At 39.6% G+C, this 15380-nt stretch carries 10 protein-coding genes, 8 tRNA genes and 1 rRNA gene; all 19 read right to left on the bottom strand.

Features of this window, described 5'->3' with window-relative positions:
• Window positions 1-388: 388 nt before the first annotated feature.
• Entirely contained in the window at window positions 389-1525 is a 1137-nt protein-coding gene (locus ACE198_RS24155; RefSeq protein WP_375377326.1) for a mannitol-1-phosphate 5-dehydrogenase, read from the bottom strand.
• Window positions 1526-1530: 5 nt separating this feature from the next.
• Window positions 1531-3624, bottom strand: coding sequence for a PRD domain-containing protein (locus ACE198_RS24150; protein ID WP_375377325.1), 2094 nt, complete (start codon window positions 3622-3624; stop codon window positions 1531-1533).
• A gap of 96 nt (window positions 3625-3720) precedes the next feature.
• Entirely contained in the window at window positions 3721-5625 is a 1905-nt protein-coding gene (locus ACE198_RS24145; protein ID WP_375377324.1) for a PTS mannitol transporter subunit IICBA, read from the bottom strand.
• A 277-nt stretch (window positions 5626-5902) separates the two neighbouring features.
• A complete protein-coding gene (gene glmS, locus ACE198_RS24140) occupies window positions 5903-7705 on the bottom strand; it encodes a glutamine--fructose-6-phosphate transaminase (isomerizing) (protein ID WP_375377323.1) in 1803 nt (600 codons plus the stop codon).
• Between the two features lie 465 nt (window positions 7706-8170).
• Window positions 8171-9523: a phosphoglucosamine mutase gene (glmM, locus tag ACE198_RS24135; RefSeq protein WP_375377322.1), complete on the bottom strand. Its 1353-nt coding sequence runs from the start codon at window positions 9521-9523 to the stop codon at window positions 8171-8173.
• A gap of 38 nt (window positions 9524-9561) precedes the next feature.
• Entirely contained in the window at window positions 9562-10791 is a 1230-nt protein-coding gene (locus tag ACE198_RS24130) for a CdaR family protein (RefSeq protein ID WP_251462774.1), read from the bottom strand.
• The gene (cdaA, locus tag ACE198_RS24125; protein ID WP_375377321.1) at window positions 10784-11611 is read right to left on the bottom strand and encodes a diadenylate cyclase CdaA; all 828 of its coding nucleotides are present in this window, start codon (window positions 11609-11611) and stop codon (window positions 10784-10786) included. Before cdaA ends, ACE198_RS24130 begins: the two co-directional genes overlap by 8 nt.
• A gap of 129 nt (window positions 11612-11740) precedes the next feature.
• Window positions 11741-12367 (bottom strand): anti-sigma factor family protein, encoded by a 627-nt coding sequence (locus ACE198_RS24120; RefSeq protein ID WP_098576655.1) that lies wholly within the window; start codon window positions 12365-12367, stop codon window positions 11741-11743.
• Between the two features lie 18 nt (window positions 12368-12385).
• The gene (sigW, locus tag ACE198_RS24115; RefSeq protein WP_098576654.1) at window positions 12386-12949 is read right to left on the bottom strand and encodes an RNA polymerase sigma factor SigW; all 564 of its coding nucleotides are present in this window, start codon (window positions 12947-12949) and stop codon (window positions 12386-12388) included.
• Window positions 12950-13421: 472 nt separating this feature from the next.
• Window positions 13422-14318 (bottom strand): arginase, encoded by an 897-nt coding sequence (gene rocF / locus ACE198_RS24110; RefSeq protein ID WP_251462782.1) that lies wholly within the window; start codon window positions 14316-14318, stop codon window positions 13422-13424.
• A 142-nt stretch (window positions 14319-14460) separates the two neighbouring features.
• Window positions 14461-14533: transfer RNA gene (locus ACE198_RS24105), tRNA-Lys, on the bottom strand.
• Between the two features lie 2 nt (window positions 14534-14535).
• Window positions 14536-14610 (bottom strand) — tRNA-Gln (locus ACE198_RS24100).
• Window positions 14611-14658: 48 nt separating this feature from the next.
• Window positions 14659-14743, bottom strand: a tRNA-Tyr gene (locus ACE198_RS24095).
• A gap of 18 nt (window positions 14744-14761) precedes the next feature.
• A tRNA-Thr gene (locus ACE198_RS24090) sits at window positions 14762-14837 on the bottom strand.
• 23 nt (window positions 14838-14860) lie between these two features.
• A tRNA-Val gene (locus ACE198_RS24085) sits at window positions 14861-14936 on the bottom strand.
• A gap of 39 nt (window positions 14937-14975) precedes the next feature.
• Window positions 14976-15050: transfer RNA gene (locus ACE198_RS24080), tRNA-Glu, on the bottom strand.
• A 21-nt stretch (window positions 15051-15071) separates the two neighbouring features.
• Window positions 15072-15144: transfer RNA gene (locus tag ACE198_RS24075), tRNA-Thr, on the bottom strand.
• A gap of 26 nt (window positions 15145-15170) precedes the next feature.
• Window positions 15171-15245 (bottom strand) — tRNA-Asn (locus ACE198_RS24070).
• Between the two features lie 14 nt (window positions 15246-15259).
• A 5S ribosomal RNA gene (rrf, locus tag ACE198_RS24065) occupies window positions 15260-15376 on the bottom strand.
• Window positions 15377-15380 lie beyond the last annotated feature (4 nt).

Below are 15380 nucleotides of genomic sequence, written 5' to 3'. Positions count from 1 at the left end.
CGGCCATTGAACTATCCTCACCCATTTTTCAGCAAATTTCTATGTCAACCAAACGTTTGATTAAAACAGCCTTATCCCATGATACATTTGCCTCTATCCCGCATAGGCCAAAAATAATTTGTAGAAAAATAACAAAAAATAAGTCGTATCTTAGCGAAAAGTCAAGATGCGACATCCTTTCGACGAAATAACAAAAAGGCTATACTAATCAAACGTTTGATTAGTATAGCCTTAAGAACTGATATATTAGAATTATTCCTACAAAGTGACCGCAAAGATTGTCGATAGGAATGAATTAATTCCGCAGGAAATAATCTACTTTTCTACAAGATTTGATGAGATTTCCGAAAACCTACAAGGGTTCTAGTCATCCTCCGCTTTTTCAGCACTACATTAAATTGTACTGGTTAATTATCTCAATAAAGATTTCACTATTTTCATCCAACCCGCATACTTCATTCAGAACAGTCGGTAGTCCTTTGTCCTGAATCATCGCTTGCAGTTTCACCGCTTCTTGATCTTCCTTATAGTCGAAATGTAAAGCAGAAGCAATCACCGTTGCAAGATTTTTGAAAGAAAGGCCTGCTTTCGCGGCTTCCACAGCCGGTTTAACTAAACGATCATTTGGTCCCAGTTTACGGAGAGGCCCACGCGCTACCCTTGTCACGGCATCATTTAAATGCGCATTTTTAAAGCGATGAATGATCTTATCAATATATTGCTGATGTTCATTAGGATTTAAACCATATTGTTTAATTAAATAAGCGCCTGTCTCTCCAAGAGTAGCTCGAACTTGATTCAGAATGTCTTCATCTGCTAATGCTTGATCAATTGTTTCTTTATTTCCTAGATAGCCAAGATAGGCAATGGTGGCATGGCCCGTATTCACGGTAAAAAGCTTTCTTTCAATAAATGGAGCAAGATCAGCGACAATTTTCATCCCTTCAACAGGTGGAATACTCTCACTTGTTTCCACAACCCATTCATAATAGGTTTCAACCAGTACATCGAGTGAGCCCTGATTGTTCTGAATCGGTACAATCCGATCAACGGCTGAATTAAAGAAATAGACTTTTCCAGCTAAATTTTCCTTTGTTTCTTCATCTAAATGATCAAATATATAGCCCTTTAACAAGTCGGTCGCTGAAATTTGATTTTCACAAGCAATCACATATAACTTTTCATTATTTGATTTAACTCGTTTGGCTATTCCTTTCGCCATTAAAGGGGCAATATGCGGCAAAATATTCGGCCCAATCGCTGTCGTGAGATAAGTAGCCTTGCTAATTGCATCCACTACCTCTTCTTCCTGTGTCAAATTATTCAATCCGGAAACATTTTCAACCATCATACTTTCTTGTTGATCGGTTGCCAATTTTACTTGATATTGCTTTTCTTCGTTTAACTGGTTAATGATTTGGTCGGCGATATCAACAAAGGTAACATGATAGCCGGACTGTGAAAAAAGTGCGCCAATAAATCCTCTTCCAATATTTCCTGCTCCAAAATGGACTGCTAATTTCATTTTTATCATTCCTTAATAATATTTGTATGAAGATAGTCCAAAAAGACCGCTTCTAATCTCTCCCGGATCATCTCTTCATTCGCTGATGAAAATATCTGGATTGCTTCATTATTTTCAATTAAACTGGTACTTATCAAACTTACAATTTCCTGCTCTCTAACCGCTAATTCCTCAGGGGCAAGCATTAGCAGCAAATTTTTAATAAACATCTCCTTACCATCCATTCCCCTTACAAGCAATGGATGCTCCAAATGCGCAATCTGAAAAATAAGCTCCTGAACATGTTTATTCCTGCAGTGGAACAGGGCCATTCCTGTTTCCGGTATTCCGAGTCCGCCTTTACTTTCTCGCTCTTTTAATGAGGTCAGTACATCTTCTCCATTTGTTAACAGTTTTTCCTTCTCAGCCTCATGTACCATTCTTTCAATAATCTTTTCATGGTCATTTACTTCAGGCATCTGATTGACACGAAAATTAGTTAAGACAGCCTCAATGCTTTTTTGGACATCTTTTAACTGTTGCAAGACTTCGGTAATGTCTGCCTTTTTTCCTCGGTCAGCTGAAAAGGATTCCTTTGGTGAAGATCCTAGATATCGTTTTTTCTCCGTTAGTACATCAATATTTTGGCGCAAGAATTCCCGAATCGTCTCTATATTTTCCTCAGTTAAAAGGGGAGAAACTAAAATATAATCTATGTCAATAAACGGTAGGTTCACAGTTGAAATAATCAAATCATAGTCTTCTAATTGATTTTTTTGCTGGATTTCTTTGATGGATTTGATTTCTATCTGTTCAATCCTGGGAATCTCCTTTTTCACTCTGCTTGCGAGCATTTTAGAAGTTCCGATACCAGTCGGACATACCACCAATGCATGGATTGGTAATTTTTCCTCCCTTAACACAAGCGCCGATCCGAAATGCATGACAATAAAGGCGATTTCATCATCAGGAAAGGAATCAATCTTTCTTAATTGCTTTTCTACACTATTTTTTACCGCGAGAAACAATAACGGATACTTCCGCATTATTTCCTCTTTTAAAGGGTTAAATAAACCCATTTGTTGTTTGATTCGATAAAGAGAAGGTTCCATATGAGCCAGCAGTCCTTGATACAATGAAAAGTCATTCGTTAAATCAACATGCAGTTGGGAGGAGACATCCTGTATAAGGGCTCTAACCAATTTGCTAAGACCGATACTGTCATAGGGAGCCTCATCCGCTGCTTGAAGTTTGGACCCCTTTAGGATTACGGCTAAATAGATGAAATCCTCTTTAGAGAACTTGACCGAGAAGATCGCTTCAAGTTCCTTACATATTTCCACTATTAGCCGATACTCATTTGTTAAATCATCGGAAAATTCTACATCCTCCTTTAATAAAAAGAAGTCTTCCGTCCTTTGCATGGTAATACATATATGTACGATAAGCCCAATATAATCACTATCGGCAAGACGCAACTGCGAATTACTAAAAGTAGTATTTACTAACCGCTCTATCGCAAGAAGGTAGTCCGGAAGAAAGTAATGTAAAATATTTCTATGATCATACTTACCATTTTCCAACAAAAATAATCTCTCTATCAGTTCTTCATGAAAATGAAGCAGAATATAACTTGCTAGGGCTTTTCGCTTAGATGACTCCGAGCCGATCATATCGACCCCCACACCTCGTTTTCTTGTTAATTGCACATTAAAACGACCAAGCCAATCCTTCAATTCATCTAAATAAGTTGTCAAAGTTGCAATACTAACACCAATGTTACTTGATAAGACTTGAATCTTATAGGATTCCTCTTGAACCAAAGTTATTAATAACTGTAGTTTTTTTTCTTGCGGGGGTTGATCGATTGAATGATTCCCCATTAAAAATTGGAATAGGCGAAAAATTTGTTCGTTCTTCCCTTCAATCGCAAGTCCCTTCTCCATATTACGTATTAATCGGAGATCAAATGAATCAATAATTTTCTCTACCGCTTTTAAATCCCGGTGGATTGTTCTCCCGCTCACATTTAAGTATGCTGCAATCGACGTAACGGTATGTTTACCTGATGTTTTAACGATTAATTCAATGATTGCTTTTTCCCTAGAAGTTATATACATGCAATCAACTCGTTTCTGATAAAAAGTATACGAGGAAAAAGTGAATAGAAAAGCGGCAATATGCTGCTTTTCTATTCGTTAATTGAGAACTATTTATTATTTATCATTTAAAATATCCATGATTTCTGTTGCTGATTTGGCTTCAACCAGTCTTTCTATATTGGCCATATCTGAACAAGTAACAGCAATTCCAGATAAAATTTCAAGGTGTGTACCATCTTTCCCGGCAATGCCGAAAATCAGTCTTACCTTTTGCCCATCAAAATCCACACCATTTGGTACCTGTAATACCGTAAACCCAGAATTTAGAACATCTTTTTTCGCTTCTTCGGTACCGTGTGGAATCGCAACATCATTACCCATATACGTAGAAGTCATTTCGTCACGGGCAATCATGGCATCAATATAGCTTTCCTTCACATATCCCGCCTTAACTAGTGCCCGACCCGCAAAACGAATCGCCTCTTCCTTTGACGCAAATTCCTGATTGAGAAAGATATTTTCTTCACGCAGCAAAGCGTCATCTGTATGTGGGTCACCACTTGGAACAACGGCTTCAGCGTCCTCGACGATTTCCTGCAGCTCAGCTGTTTCAGGATTTTTTAAACGATTAATTAATTTATCATATTCTGGGCTTGATAAGAAATTATCAACTGAAATATGATAAGCATGCGGTACTTGTTTCTGAGCTCTAGGTGTCAGTTCCTCCTGCGTTATAACAATTTGGGCATCAGAAGGCAGGTTACTAATCGCCATATTAGTCACTGAAATATTCATATCAGCTTCCTTAACCTTTTTCCGAAGAAGTGAAGCGCCCATTGCACTTGATCCCATTCCAGCATCACAAGCGAAGATAATTCTGGTTACATTTTCCGGAAGTTCTCCGTCATTAACAGCAAAAGCATTGGCAACGGAGCTCTTCTTGCCTTTCATTTCTTGCATTTTTCTTGCTGCTTCTTCAAGATCCGCATCTTGCTGCTTACCTGTCTTTAAAATAAATGATGAACAAACAAAGGATACGACTCCAGCTACGAGGACTCCAGCAATGTTTGCTAAATAAGTACTTGCATGCGGCGGAGTAACGGCCATAATGGCAAGAATACTACCTGGCGATGCCGGAGCTGATAATCCCCCGCCTAACAGCCTTAAGGTAAATACACCGCTCATTCCACCCAAGATGACGGCAAAGAACAACATCGGACGCATTAAAATGTATGGGAAGTAAATTTCATGAATCCCACCAAAAAACTGAATGATGGCAGCCCCTGGTGCTGACCTTTTTGCATTCCCTTTTCCAAAGATACAATAGGCCAAGAGAACACCAATCCCCGGACCAGGGTTTGCTTCAAGCAGAAACAGTATGGATTTTCCTGTTGTTTTTGCCTGTTCCAAACCGATTGGTGAAAGTACACCATGATTGATCGCATTATTTAAAAACAATACTTTTGCCGGTTCGATAATGATACTTGTCAATGGCAAAAGTCCTGTTGCTAACAGCCAATCTACACCCGTAACAAGCCAGCCGGTAAACGTGGTAACAGCCGGACCAACAGCTAAAAAGGCTAAGATAGCTAAGAATCCACCCAATATCCCTGCTGAGAAATTATTTACTAACATTTCAAAACCAGCTTTGACTTTACCCTCAATCAGCTGATCGAATTTCTTAATGACATAACCGCCGAGCGGCCCCATGATCATAGCTCCAAGGAACATTGGGATATCTGCGCCCACAATGACACCCATTGTCACAATCGCCCCAACGACCCCCCCGCGTTGATCGTGTACAAGTTTCCCGCCTGTATAACCAATTAATAGCGGAAGCAAGTAGGTAACCATTGGTCCTACTAATTTGGAAAGGTTTTCATTTGGAAAAAACCCTGTAGGAATAAATAGTGCAGTAATTAAACCCCAAGCTATGAATGCCGATATATTCGGCATAACCATCGAGCTTAAGAAGTTACCGAACTTCTGAACAGCTACTTTTATATTAGATTGAGCCATATGCCCTCATCCCTTCATTATGATGTTACCTTATTCATGGTAAAGGACAAACCGACTGCATTCAATAAAGAGGAAAACTAACTTTGTCATTATATAAGTGACAAAGTTAGTTTTTCTCAAAGGACAAATAGTTATGCCGCTTGGAAACCCATAAAACATGCATGGTAAGTCCTTGTTCTTCAAGGAATCCTTATTGCAAAATAAAAGACTCAATCCATTTCGGATTGAGTCTTACTAGAACAGATTTTTCATTCAACAGTTTCTTAGGACAGACTTATTACTCTACCGTTACTGATTTCGCAAGGTTACGCGGTTTATCCACGTCACAATCACGGTGCAGAGCGGCGTAGTAAGCAATTAACTGCATTGGTATAACAGAGATAAGTGGTGTTAATAATTCATGGACTTCTGGGATGACGAAGCTATCTTCGTCCATATTTAAGCCCTTCATTGAAATGATACAAGTGCTTGCTCCACGTGCAGCAACCTCTTTCACATTTCCACGGATGCTTAAGTTTACACTTTCTTGGGTGGCAAGAGCGATTACTGGTGTGCCCTCTTCGATTAAGGCAATCGTTCCGTGCTTTAATTCTCCACCTGCAAAGCCCTCAGCTTGGATATACGAAATTTCCTTCAGCTTCAAGGCACCTTCTAAACCAACATAATAGTCAACACCGCGGCCGATGAAGAAAGCATTCCTTGTTACTGATAAGAATTCTCTTGAAATGTGCTCAATCAACTCTTTAGAGTCACATAGCACTTCCATTGCATTTGCGATAATTCCTAGTTCATGGACTAAATCCATCTCAACATCGATGTTTTGGCTCTTAGCTGTTACCTCAGCCAAAATGGCAAGTACAGCAAGTTGTGCAGTATATGCTTTCGAAGAAGCAACAGCAATTTCAGGACCTGCATGAAGCAAAAGTGTATAATCCGCTTCACGAGAAAGTGTTGAGCCTGGGACATTTGTAATTGTTAAAGTTGGGTAACCTAATTCTTTTACTTTAACAAGCACTGCACGGCTGTCGGCCGTTTCTCCACTTTGTGAAATAAAAATAAACAAAGGCTTTTCTGTAAGAAGCGGCATATTGTAAACAAATTCACTAGCAATATGCACTTCGACAGGAATTTTGGCAATGTTTTCAATGAACTGCTTACCGACAAGTCCTGCATGGTAAGAGGTTCCTGCTGCTACAATATAAATCCGGTCTGATTTATTCACGGCCGCAATGATCTTATCATCAATGGTTAATTTACCTTGAGTATTTTGGTACGTTTGAATAATCTTACGCATCACAAGCGGCTGCTCATCAATCTCTTTTAACATATAGTGCGGGTACGTACCCTTTTCGATGTCACTTGCATCCAGTTCCGCTGTATATGGCTTTCGGCTGATAATTTCACCATTAAGATTTTGAATGGTCACTTCATCCTTCGAAACAAGGACAACTTCTTTGTCCATTAATTCCAGGTATTGATTCGTAACTTGAATCATTGCCATTGCGTCGCTGGCAATCACATTAAAGTCTTTTCCTAATCCGACAAGAAGGGGACTTTTGTTTTTTGCCACATAAATGGTTTCGGCGTCTTGTGCATCTAATAATGCGAGCGCATATGAACCGTGTAACAGCTCTAGTGTTTTACAGAATGACTCTAAAACCTCTGATCCTTGGCTGACAAATAATTCAATCAGCTGAACAATAACTTCTGTATCTGTTTCACTTGTGAACGAGACATCTGCTAAATATTCACGCTTTAAAAGGTCGTAGTTCTCAATTACCCCGTTATGAACTAAGGTAAACCGACCTGAAGCACTTTGATGTGGATGAGAATTCACCTTACTAGGAACACCATGTGTTGCCCAACGGGTATGACCAATTCCCACATTTGCCGCAATATTTTCATCAACGATTTGACGTAGATCAGCTATACGACCTTTTTCCTTAAAAACATGAACTCCATTATTGTTCATAACTGCTATGCCTGCTGAATCATAACCTCTATACTCAAGCTTTTCTAAGCCTTTTAATAAAATTTCTTTTGTATCATTATTTCCGATATATCCTACGATTCCACACATTTTCTAGTTCCTCCCTGATATAGGGGGCAAGAATGCTTTGGAGGCTAATGCTTGCCCCCTTATCTCTGTTTTTAAGGTATCTGTCTATACCCTTTTAGCATTACTGTTAGTATGCGCATTTTCTTCTCTTTGTGCACAAAGTTGCCTCTGTGTTTTAAAGAAGAAATTTTCGGTTGTGCGTCTTCAACCGGGAGGTATCCGCCGAACATTCGATACTCCTCCTCCTCGTCAACTAACCCACCACATTAGGTTAGTCCAGGCGCTTTTTTTTTAATAGTAACTCTTAAGTTCTCACTTCCCACCTTTCGTTGAAATTATGCAGTATTTTGCTTAGGAAACAAAGCAAATTAATACTACTATGATTACGTGTCCCCGTCAACCAAAAACAGGAATTCGTCATCATTCATACATAATAAAATATGCATAAAGGAAGGAGACCGTTCCCTTATGCATATTATATGGGTTCTATTCTTCTTTTAATTCCATTTCTTCCTTGACTACTGCTACAATTCGGTTTACATAGGATTCACATAATTCCTCTGTTGGTGCTTCTGCCATAACACGGACAAGTGGTTCTGTTCCAGATGGCCGCACGAGAATTCTACCGTCTCCGGCCATTTCAGCTTCAACCTGCTCAATAACCGCTTTTACTTGTGCATTATCGGTTACATGGTGTTTGTCGGTTACTCTCACATTGACAAGCTTCTGAGGGAATTTCTTCATTTCACCAGCCAGTTCAGATAACTTCTTCCCCGTAGCCTTCATAATGTTGACTAACTGCAATCCTGATAATAAGCCATCCCCAGTGGTGTTATAGTCTAGGAAGATAATATGGCCGGATTGTTCTCCGCCAAGATTAAATCCATTTTTCTTCATTTCTTCGACAACATAACGGTCACCCACAGCTGTCGGTACACTATGGATTCCATTGGCTTCTAGTGCTTTATAGAAGCCGAGATTGCTCATAACAGTTGAAACAATGGTTCCATGTTTTAGTCGACCTTGTTCTTTTAGATATTTACCACAAATATACATGATTTGGTCGCCATCCACGATTGATCCATTTTCATCAATGGCAATTAAACGGTCACCATCACCGTCAAAAGAAAGACCAACATCTGCACCTTTTTCTTTTACTAAAGCGGCTAATGCTTCAGGGTGTGTGGAACCGACACCCGCATTGATATTTAACCCATTCGGAGAAGCTCCCATGGTGGAGAGATCTGCATCCAAATCAGCAAATAAATGTGCAGCTAACGAAGATGTTGCCCCATGCGCACAATCTAAAGCAATATGAATCCCTGAAAAATCTTCATCGACACTATTTTTCAAGTATTGCAGGTATTTTTGACCGCCTTCGAAATAATCCATGACTTGCCCAAGTTCTGAACCGACTGGTCGAGGCAGCTGATCCTCTGGCATATCAATAAGTTCTTCAATTTCTAACTCCTGCTCATCAGAAAGTTTAAAGCCATCCGGACCAAAAAATTTAATTCCATTATCGGCGACTGGATTATGGGAAGCAGAAATCATAACACCTGCTTGTGCACCTAAGGCTTTTGTTAAATATGAAACACCTGGAGTAGAAATAACCCCCAAACGCATAACTTCCGCTCCAATAGATAGTAACCCCGCTACCAGTGCTCCTTCTAACATATGCCCAGATATACGAGTATCACGTCCGATGAGGACTTTAGGACGATCCTTGTCCTTTGTTAAAACATATCCGCCAAATCGTCCTAATTTAAAAGCAAGTTCCGGTGTTAATTCACTATTTGCTACTCCACGTACCCCATCGGTACCGAAATATTTTCCCATTTTAAAAATCTCTCCTTCAACATGTGTATTGCTGGATTTTATGCATTAATTTTATGGATCGTAATTTTCGCTGATGATTTAGCTGGTTTCCATTCTACTGCAGAAGGACCGTCAACATGAATGTCTACTTCATGATCCCCTTCTTCAAGGTTAGACACATCGATAAAGACATTAAAGTCTTCAGCCTTAACGCGAGTAACTTTTGAAGCGGGGCCGTTAACTAGTATATCAATCAACTGATTTTCAGGATCATTTATGGTAGCCTCATATTCATCGGATAATCCTTTAATGGTTACAGGTACATCCGAAAGGGTTTTTTCTTCTTCCTTTTTGACTACAACCGTTGCTTTTACCAATTGCGGTGTCACCTTGGTAATCCCATTTGAAATGATGACAGGCAATGTCAATGTGGTATTATCGGTAATTTTGCTAAGATCTACTTCCACGCGGACTCTTTCAGTATTATTTAGAACACTCTCACTCCCGTAGACGGTTGCTTCTTTTTTATCGATTTCAATCGACTCAATTGTCACTCCCTCTGGGGCGGTTCCATTTCTAACAATATTGATTGGGACAGTCTTTGTGTTGCTTTTCACTGGAATTGTAATTTTAACCGTATTAGGTTCCACTTGAACATTTAACTTATTTAGATCTTTATCAAGTACCTGGATGTCAGCTTCATCAGTAATCGTATCTTTTAGTTTATTTCTTGTTTCTAGAGTTGCCTTAACATAGCTAATCCGGTCAACGATATTTTTTGCGCCTGTAATCTTTACCTTATTAGGTTCAACCACAGGGATACCTGCTGAATACCCCTCATCAATTTGATTCTTATTAAATTCTGCCTCTACCTTAAATTCCTTGGTAATCTTCTCTTGGACAGAAACAGTCACACTACTTGGTTTCACCGTTGCCGTCAATTTATCTGATAGATTTCTAACCTTTACTTTCACCTTCTGTTTTCCAACTTTGGCCTTTGTTAAATCTACATACACTTCAAAGTTTTTTAAGGCCTTTGCCGTCTGGATGTGCGTCAGTGGACCCTTTAAGGTGATTTCAACATTGCTTGGAATCCCAGACACGACTAAATTTTCAGTATCATAATAAACATTAACAGGAATATTAGTGATCGTGGCCGTGGATTGTTCTCCTGGAACATTGACGTCTGTTATCTTTTTTCCTGTATGTGGGACAGAGGAATAGAGAAGAACAGCTAATAGCAACGCTAGGATTTTTATAAACCAGGGATTATCCATCCATTTATCCATTATTTTTTCCCCTCCAGTTCCAACGAGCTGAAGAAGCTTGTTTCGGTTTGATGTTAATTAACAATTCACTCGTAAGTAATTCCTTTAATTCATCAAGATTGATTGAACGGTGAAGTTCCCCATTCTTTGTAAGCGAAATATTACCGGTCTCTTCCGATACAACGACAGTTAAACTATCTGTGACTTCGCTGATACCTAATGCTGCACGGTGCCTCGTTCCAAGCTCCTTCGATATAAATGGGCTTTCGGATAAAGGAAGATAGCAGGCGGCTGCAGCGACATTATTTTTCTGAATAATAACCGCACCATCATGAAGCGGTGTATTCGGGATAAAGATATTAATGAGCAATTCTGAGGAAATATTTGAATTTAACTGGATACCAGTTTCTATGTAATCGCCCATTCCTGTTTCTCTTTCAATAGAGATTAACGCTCCAATACGGCGCTTTGCCATATAATCGGTTGCCTTGACAATCGCTTCAACTGCCTTTTCTGGACCTTCATCATCCAAAGTACTGCTTCTCGAGAAGAACTTCCCCCTGCCTAATTGCTCAAGGGCTCTCCTGAGTTCAGGTTGAAAAATGATAATAATCGCAAGAAACCCGTATGTTATCGCCTGTTCCATCATCCAGCTCAACGTTTGGAAGCCTAGAAACTCGCTGACAACTCTGCCTAAAAGAATAACGAGAATGCCCTTTAGTAATTGAACAGCCTTCGTTCCTCTAATCACATTGATCAACTTGTAAATGACATACCAAACGAGGACAATATCAACAATACTAGCTAAATACTTCCATATTTCGAAATCAGCAAACGGCATTGTTCTTCCTCCGTAATTTTCTTTATCACATATAAAATACAATCTATTTATTATATCATAAATACCACTTGTACCTATTATATGTATCTTCGTAAAAAAACAAATCACTCAACCAGAGTGATTTGTTTTTTATTTAGTTTCTGGTTGGTTCTCAAAAATTTGAACAACATCATGTGTAGTCTTTTTAATATGGTACCAAATCCAATCAAACACTTCATTAACTTCATCAATTTGCCCCGTTACATGTCCTGCCGAAGCCAAATACTTTTCACCATTTATGACGGTTACATCCCCTTGGACTTCGCCTTCAATTTTCAATTTGCCATTCCGGACGATGACATCGCCTTTGACTGTTTCACCTTTAGGAACGATGACCGTATTATTTTGAACGACTAAATTTTTTTGCTTTGTAACCGAAAATTCACGATCTTCATTCCATGTCGAAAAGAGACTGCCCATCATTAATACGAGAAATAATGAGGCAGCTGCAAGCATGGGATGGTTTTTTATCCAGCGCTGCATTCCAATCTTTCTCTTCTCTTTTGGTAAACGCGCCAATACATTAGCGGTAAAATTATCAGGCGCTTGCATATATGAGACGCTTTTTACAAAAGCAATCGTCTTTTTTAATTCATTAAATACTGCTTCACAATCTTTACAACTTTGGAGGTGTTCTCTTAGGGTTCGTTCATGTTCGGGTGTAATTTCCTCATCTAAGTATTCATGCATTAGCTCGATGATTTGCTCTGGACACATTGACAGTTTCACCTCTCATCATACATATCTTAATTGTTGTCTAAGTGCTTCCCGGCCCCGGTGAATTCTTGTTTTAACCGTCCCCAGGGGTAATTCAAGAATTTCACTAATTTCATTTAAGGAGAGCTCTTCCATATATTTCAAAACAATGGCTGACCGATATTTGTCAGGCAGTTTTAAGATCTCATTTTGGACGGTTTCTTGCAGTTCTAAACTTTCTAACTCCGTCTCAGGCAGCGGTGTGTTGGAAGGGATCTGTGAGTACATGGTTAAGCCATCTGTCCCTGCAACTTCAGCATCTAGATAATGATCGGGTTTCTTTTTACGCATTCGGTCAATACACAGATTGGTAGCTATCCGGAACAGCCAGGTTGAAAATTTCAAATCTTGATTAAAGGATTTAATATTAACAAAGGCACGGATAAAAGCTTCCTGTGCAATATCCTCTGCTTCATGGCGATTACCAAGCATGCGGAAACAAAGTTGATAAATACTGTTTTTATATAATTCAACAATTTCACCAAAGGCATCCTGGTCTCCCTTGATTACTTGCTTTATTCTCTTTTTTACTATTGCATCCATTAAGTTACCTCAGCTCCATTGCTGCTAACCGATAATACGTATCGATAACAGAAAAGTTTCGTTTAAAAACGAAAAAAATTTACAACACCTTTAATATTAACAAAAATATCCTAAAAGTTTTAATAATAAGCTAAAAATAAAAAAACAGCCGCATAGATGATGTGCAGCTGTCCGATTTCGGGTGCTTTCTTAAATTACGGGGTGCACTTTTCGGTTGGGGGATTAGTTAAAGCGGGCGAGCTGATAAATAGACGGAAAAATTCCGCCTAATTTGAAATGAGTATAAAAAAATGAGTAAATAGCCGGAGAAGTTCCCTCTATTTACTCAAAAAATGCAAAAATGGGGATTTTGCTTTGCTTAAACGGAAAAACTCCGCTTATTTACCACGAAGTGAGCTCCATTCTGCATTTAACCGGAAAAACTCCGCTTATTTTACTTTTGCCGTTAACTACTCGACTATGCTGTTTTTATTTATAATAATTTTTCCCCGAATAATGAGCCCATTAGCTCAACAGCAACTTTAGCTGTTTTATTTTTTTCATCTAAAATAGGGTTTACTTCAACAAATTCTGCAGAGGTAATAATTTTTGCCTCTTCTAACATCTCCATGGCAAGATGACTTTCACGGTAACTGATTCCACCAATAACTGGTGTACCAACGCCTGGAGCATCATTAGGATCTAAACCATCTAGATCAAGTGATAAATGAACACCATCTGTTTTATCTTTAAGGTAGGCAATTGTTTCCTCCATTACTGCAGCCATCCCCATCCGGTCTATTTCATGCATAGTATAAACCTTGATACCTATTTCTTTAATTAATTCTTTTTCTCCATCATCCAGCGCCCTTGCACCAATAATGACTACATTCTCAGGTTTTACTTTTGGACCATAACCGCCTATATCGGTTAACTTGCTGTGACCTAACCCGATACTGACGGCTAGAGGCATTCCGTGGATATTACCTGTGGGACTTGTTTCAGCTGTATTTAAATCACCATGGGCATCATACCAAATTACTCCAAGGTTTTTATAATGTTTAGATACACCTGCTAAAGTACCAATTGCGATACTATGATCACCGCCAAGTACGAGTGGAAATGCACCAGACTCCACAGCAGCATCTACCTTTTCAGCAAGTAAAGCACTTTTTTCCGCAACTAAATCTAAATTTCGTAAATTGGATTCTTTATCAACTACTACTTCAGGTCTTCCAATTGGAATATCCCCTAAATCATGTATTTCATCAAATAGTGGCTTTAGGCGTTCAACTACCCCCGCATAACGGATCGCACTTGGCCCCATGTCCACCCCACGTCTCATTTGTCCTAAATCCATCGGCATTCCAATAATCGAAAGCTTGTTCATAATAATTCCTCCTACCCCAATATAATTCTATTTTAACCGCTTTCATACCGATGACTCAACTCGACAAAATAATGTATGAATATACGTAAGAAAAGCAAAAAAAACTTTGGAATTTTATCCAAAGTTTTTTGCTTTTCCTATATGAGCCATGAAGGACTCGAACCTTCGACCCTCTGATTAAAAGTCAGATGCTCTACCAACTGAGCTAATGGCTCTCTGGCTGGGCTAGCTGGATTTGAACCAACGCATGTCGCAGTCAAAGTGCGATGCCTTACCGCTTGGCTATAGCCCAATAATGATGTGATAATATCTAGTATGACCAACTTTTTTAAAAATATAATGGTGGAGGGGGACGGATTCGAACCGCCGAACCCGGAGGGAGCGGATTTACAGTCCGCCGCGTTTAGCCACTTCGCTACCCCTCCATATTAAATTTAAAAAAATGGTGCCGGCGAGAGGACTTGAACCCCCAACCTACTGATTACAAGTCAGTTGCTCTACCAATTGAGCTACCCCGGCATATAGTTTACATAATAAAATTATGGTGGAGGATGACGGGATCGAACCGCCGACCCTCTGCTTGTAAGGCAGATGCTCTCCCAGCTGAGCTAATCCTCCAAATAAATGAAAGTTATTTTCACTAGCGTGAAAAAATTATGGTGACCCCTACGGGACTCGAACCCGTGTTACCTCCGTGAAAGGGAGGTGTCTTAACCGCTTGACCAAGGGGCCATACTATTATTAAAATAGGTAAGCTTCCAAGCGGGCTCGAACCGCTGACCTCTTCCTTACCATGGAAGTGCTCTACCTACTGAGCTATGGAAGCACAGCTAAACTTAGTTTACATAAAAATGGCTCCGCAGGTAGGACTCGAACCTACGACCGATCGGTTAACAGCCGATAGCTCTACCACTGAGCTACTGCGGAACAATAATATTACAGCCTGGCAACGTCCTACTCTCACAGGGACGCGTGTCCCAACTACCATCGGCGCTGAGAAGCTTAACTTCCGTGTTCGGTATGGGAACGGGTGTGACCTTCTCGCCATAATTGCCAGACCAT

The sequence above is a fragment of the Neobacillus sp. KR4-4 genome (assembly GCF_042136325.1).
Taxonomy (GTDB): Bacteria; Bacillota; Bacilli; order Bacillales; family Cytobacillaceae; genus Neobacillus.
This window is presented reverse-complemented; position numbering and strand designations above follow the sequence as displayed.

Coding starts and splice junctions, on each gene's coding strand:
- ACE198_RS24150 (WP_375377325.1), bottom strand. CDS start 3,624: ATGTATATAACTTCTAGGGAAAAAGCAATCATTGAATTAATCGTTAAA.
- ACE198_RS24120 (WP_098576655.1), bottom strand. CDS start 12,367: ATGTGTCCAGAGCAAATCATCGAGCTAATGCATGAATACTTAGATGAG.
- cdaA (WP_375377321.1), bottom strand. CDS start 11,611: ATGCCGTTTGCTGATTTCGAAATATGGAAGTATTTAGCTAGTATTGTT.
- sigW (WP_098576654.1), bottom strand. CDS start 12,949: ATGGATGCAATAGTAAAAAAGAGAATAAAGCAAGTAATCAAGGGAGAC.
- ACE198_RS24145 (WP_375377324.1), bottom strand. CDS start 5,625: ATGGCTCAATCTAATATAAAAGTAGCTGTTCAGAAGTTCGGTAACTTC.
- glmM (WP_375377322.1), bottom strand. CDS start 9,523: ATGGGAAAATATTTCGGTACCGATGGGGTACGTGGAGTAGCAAATAGT.
- ACE198_RS24130 (WP_251462774.1), bottom strand. CDS start 10,791: ATGGATAAATGGATGGATAATCCCTGGTTTATAAAAATCCTAGCGTTG.
- ACE198_RS24155 (WP_375377326.1), bottom strand. CDS start 1,525: ATGAAATTAGCAGTCCATTTTGGAGCAGGAAATATTGGAAGAGGATTT.
- glmS (WP_375377323.1), bottom strand. CDS start 7,705: ATGTGTGGAATCGTAGGATATATCGGAAATAATGATACAAAAGAAATT.
- rocF (WP_251462782.1), bottom strand. CDS start 14,318: ATGAACAAGCTTTCGATTATTGGAATGCCGATGGATTTAGGACAAATG.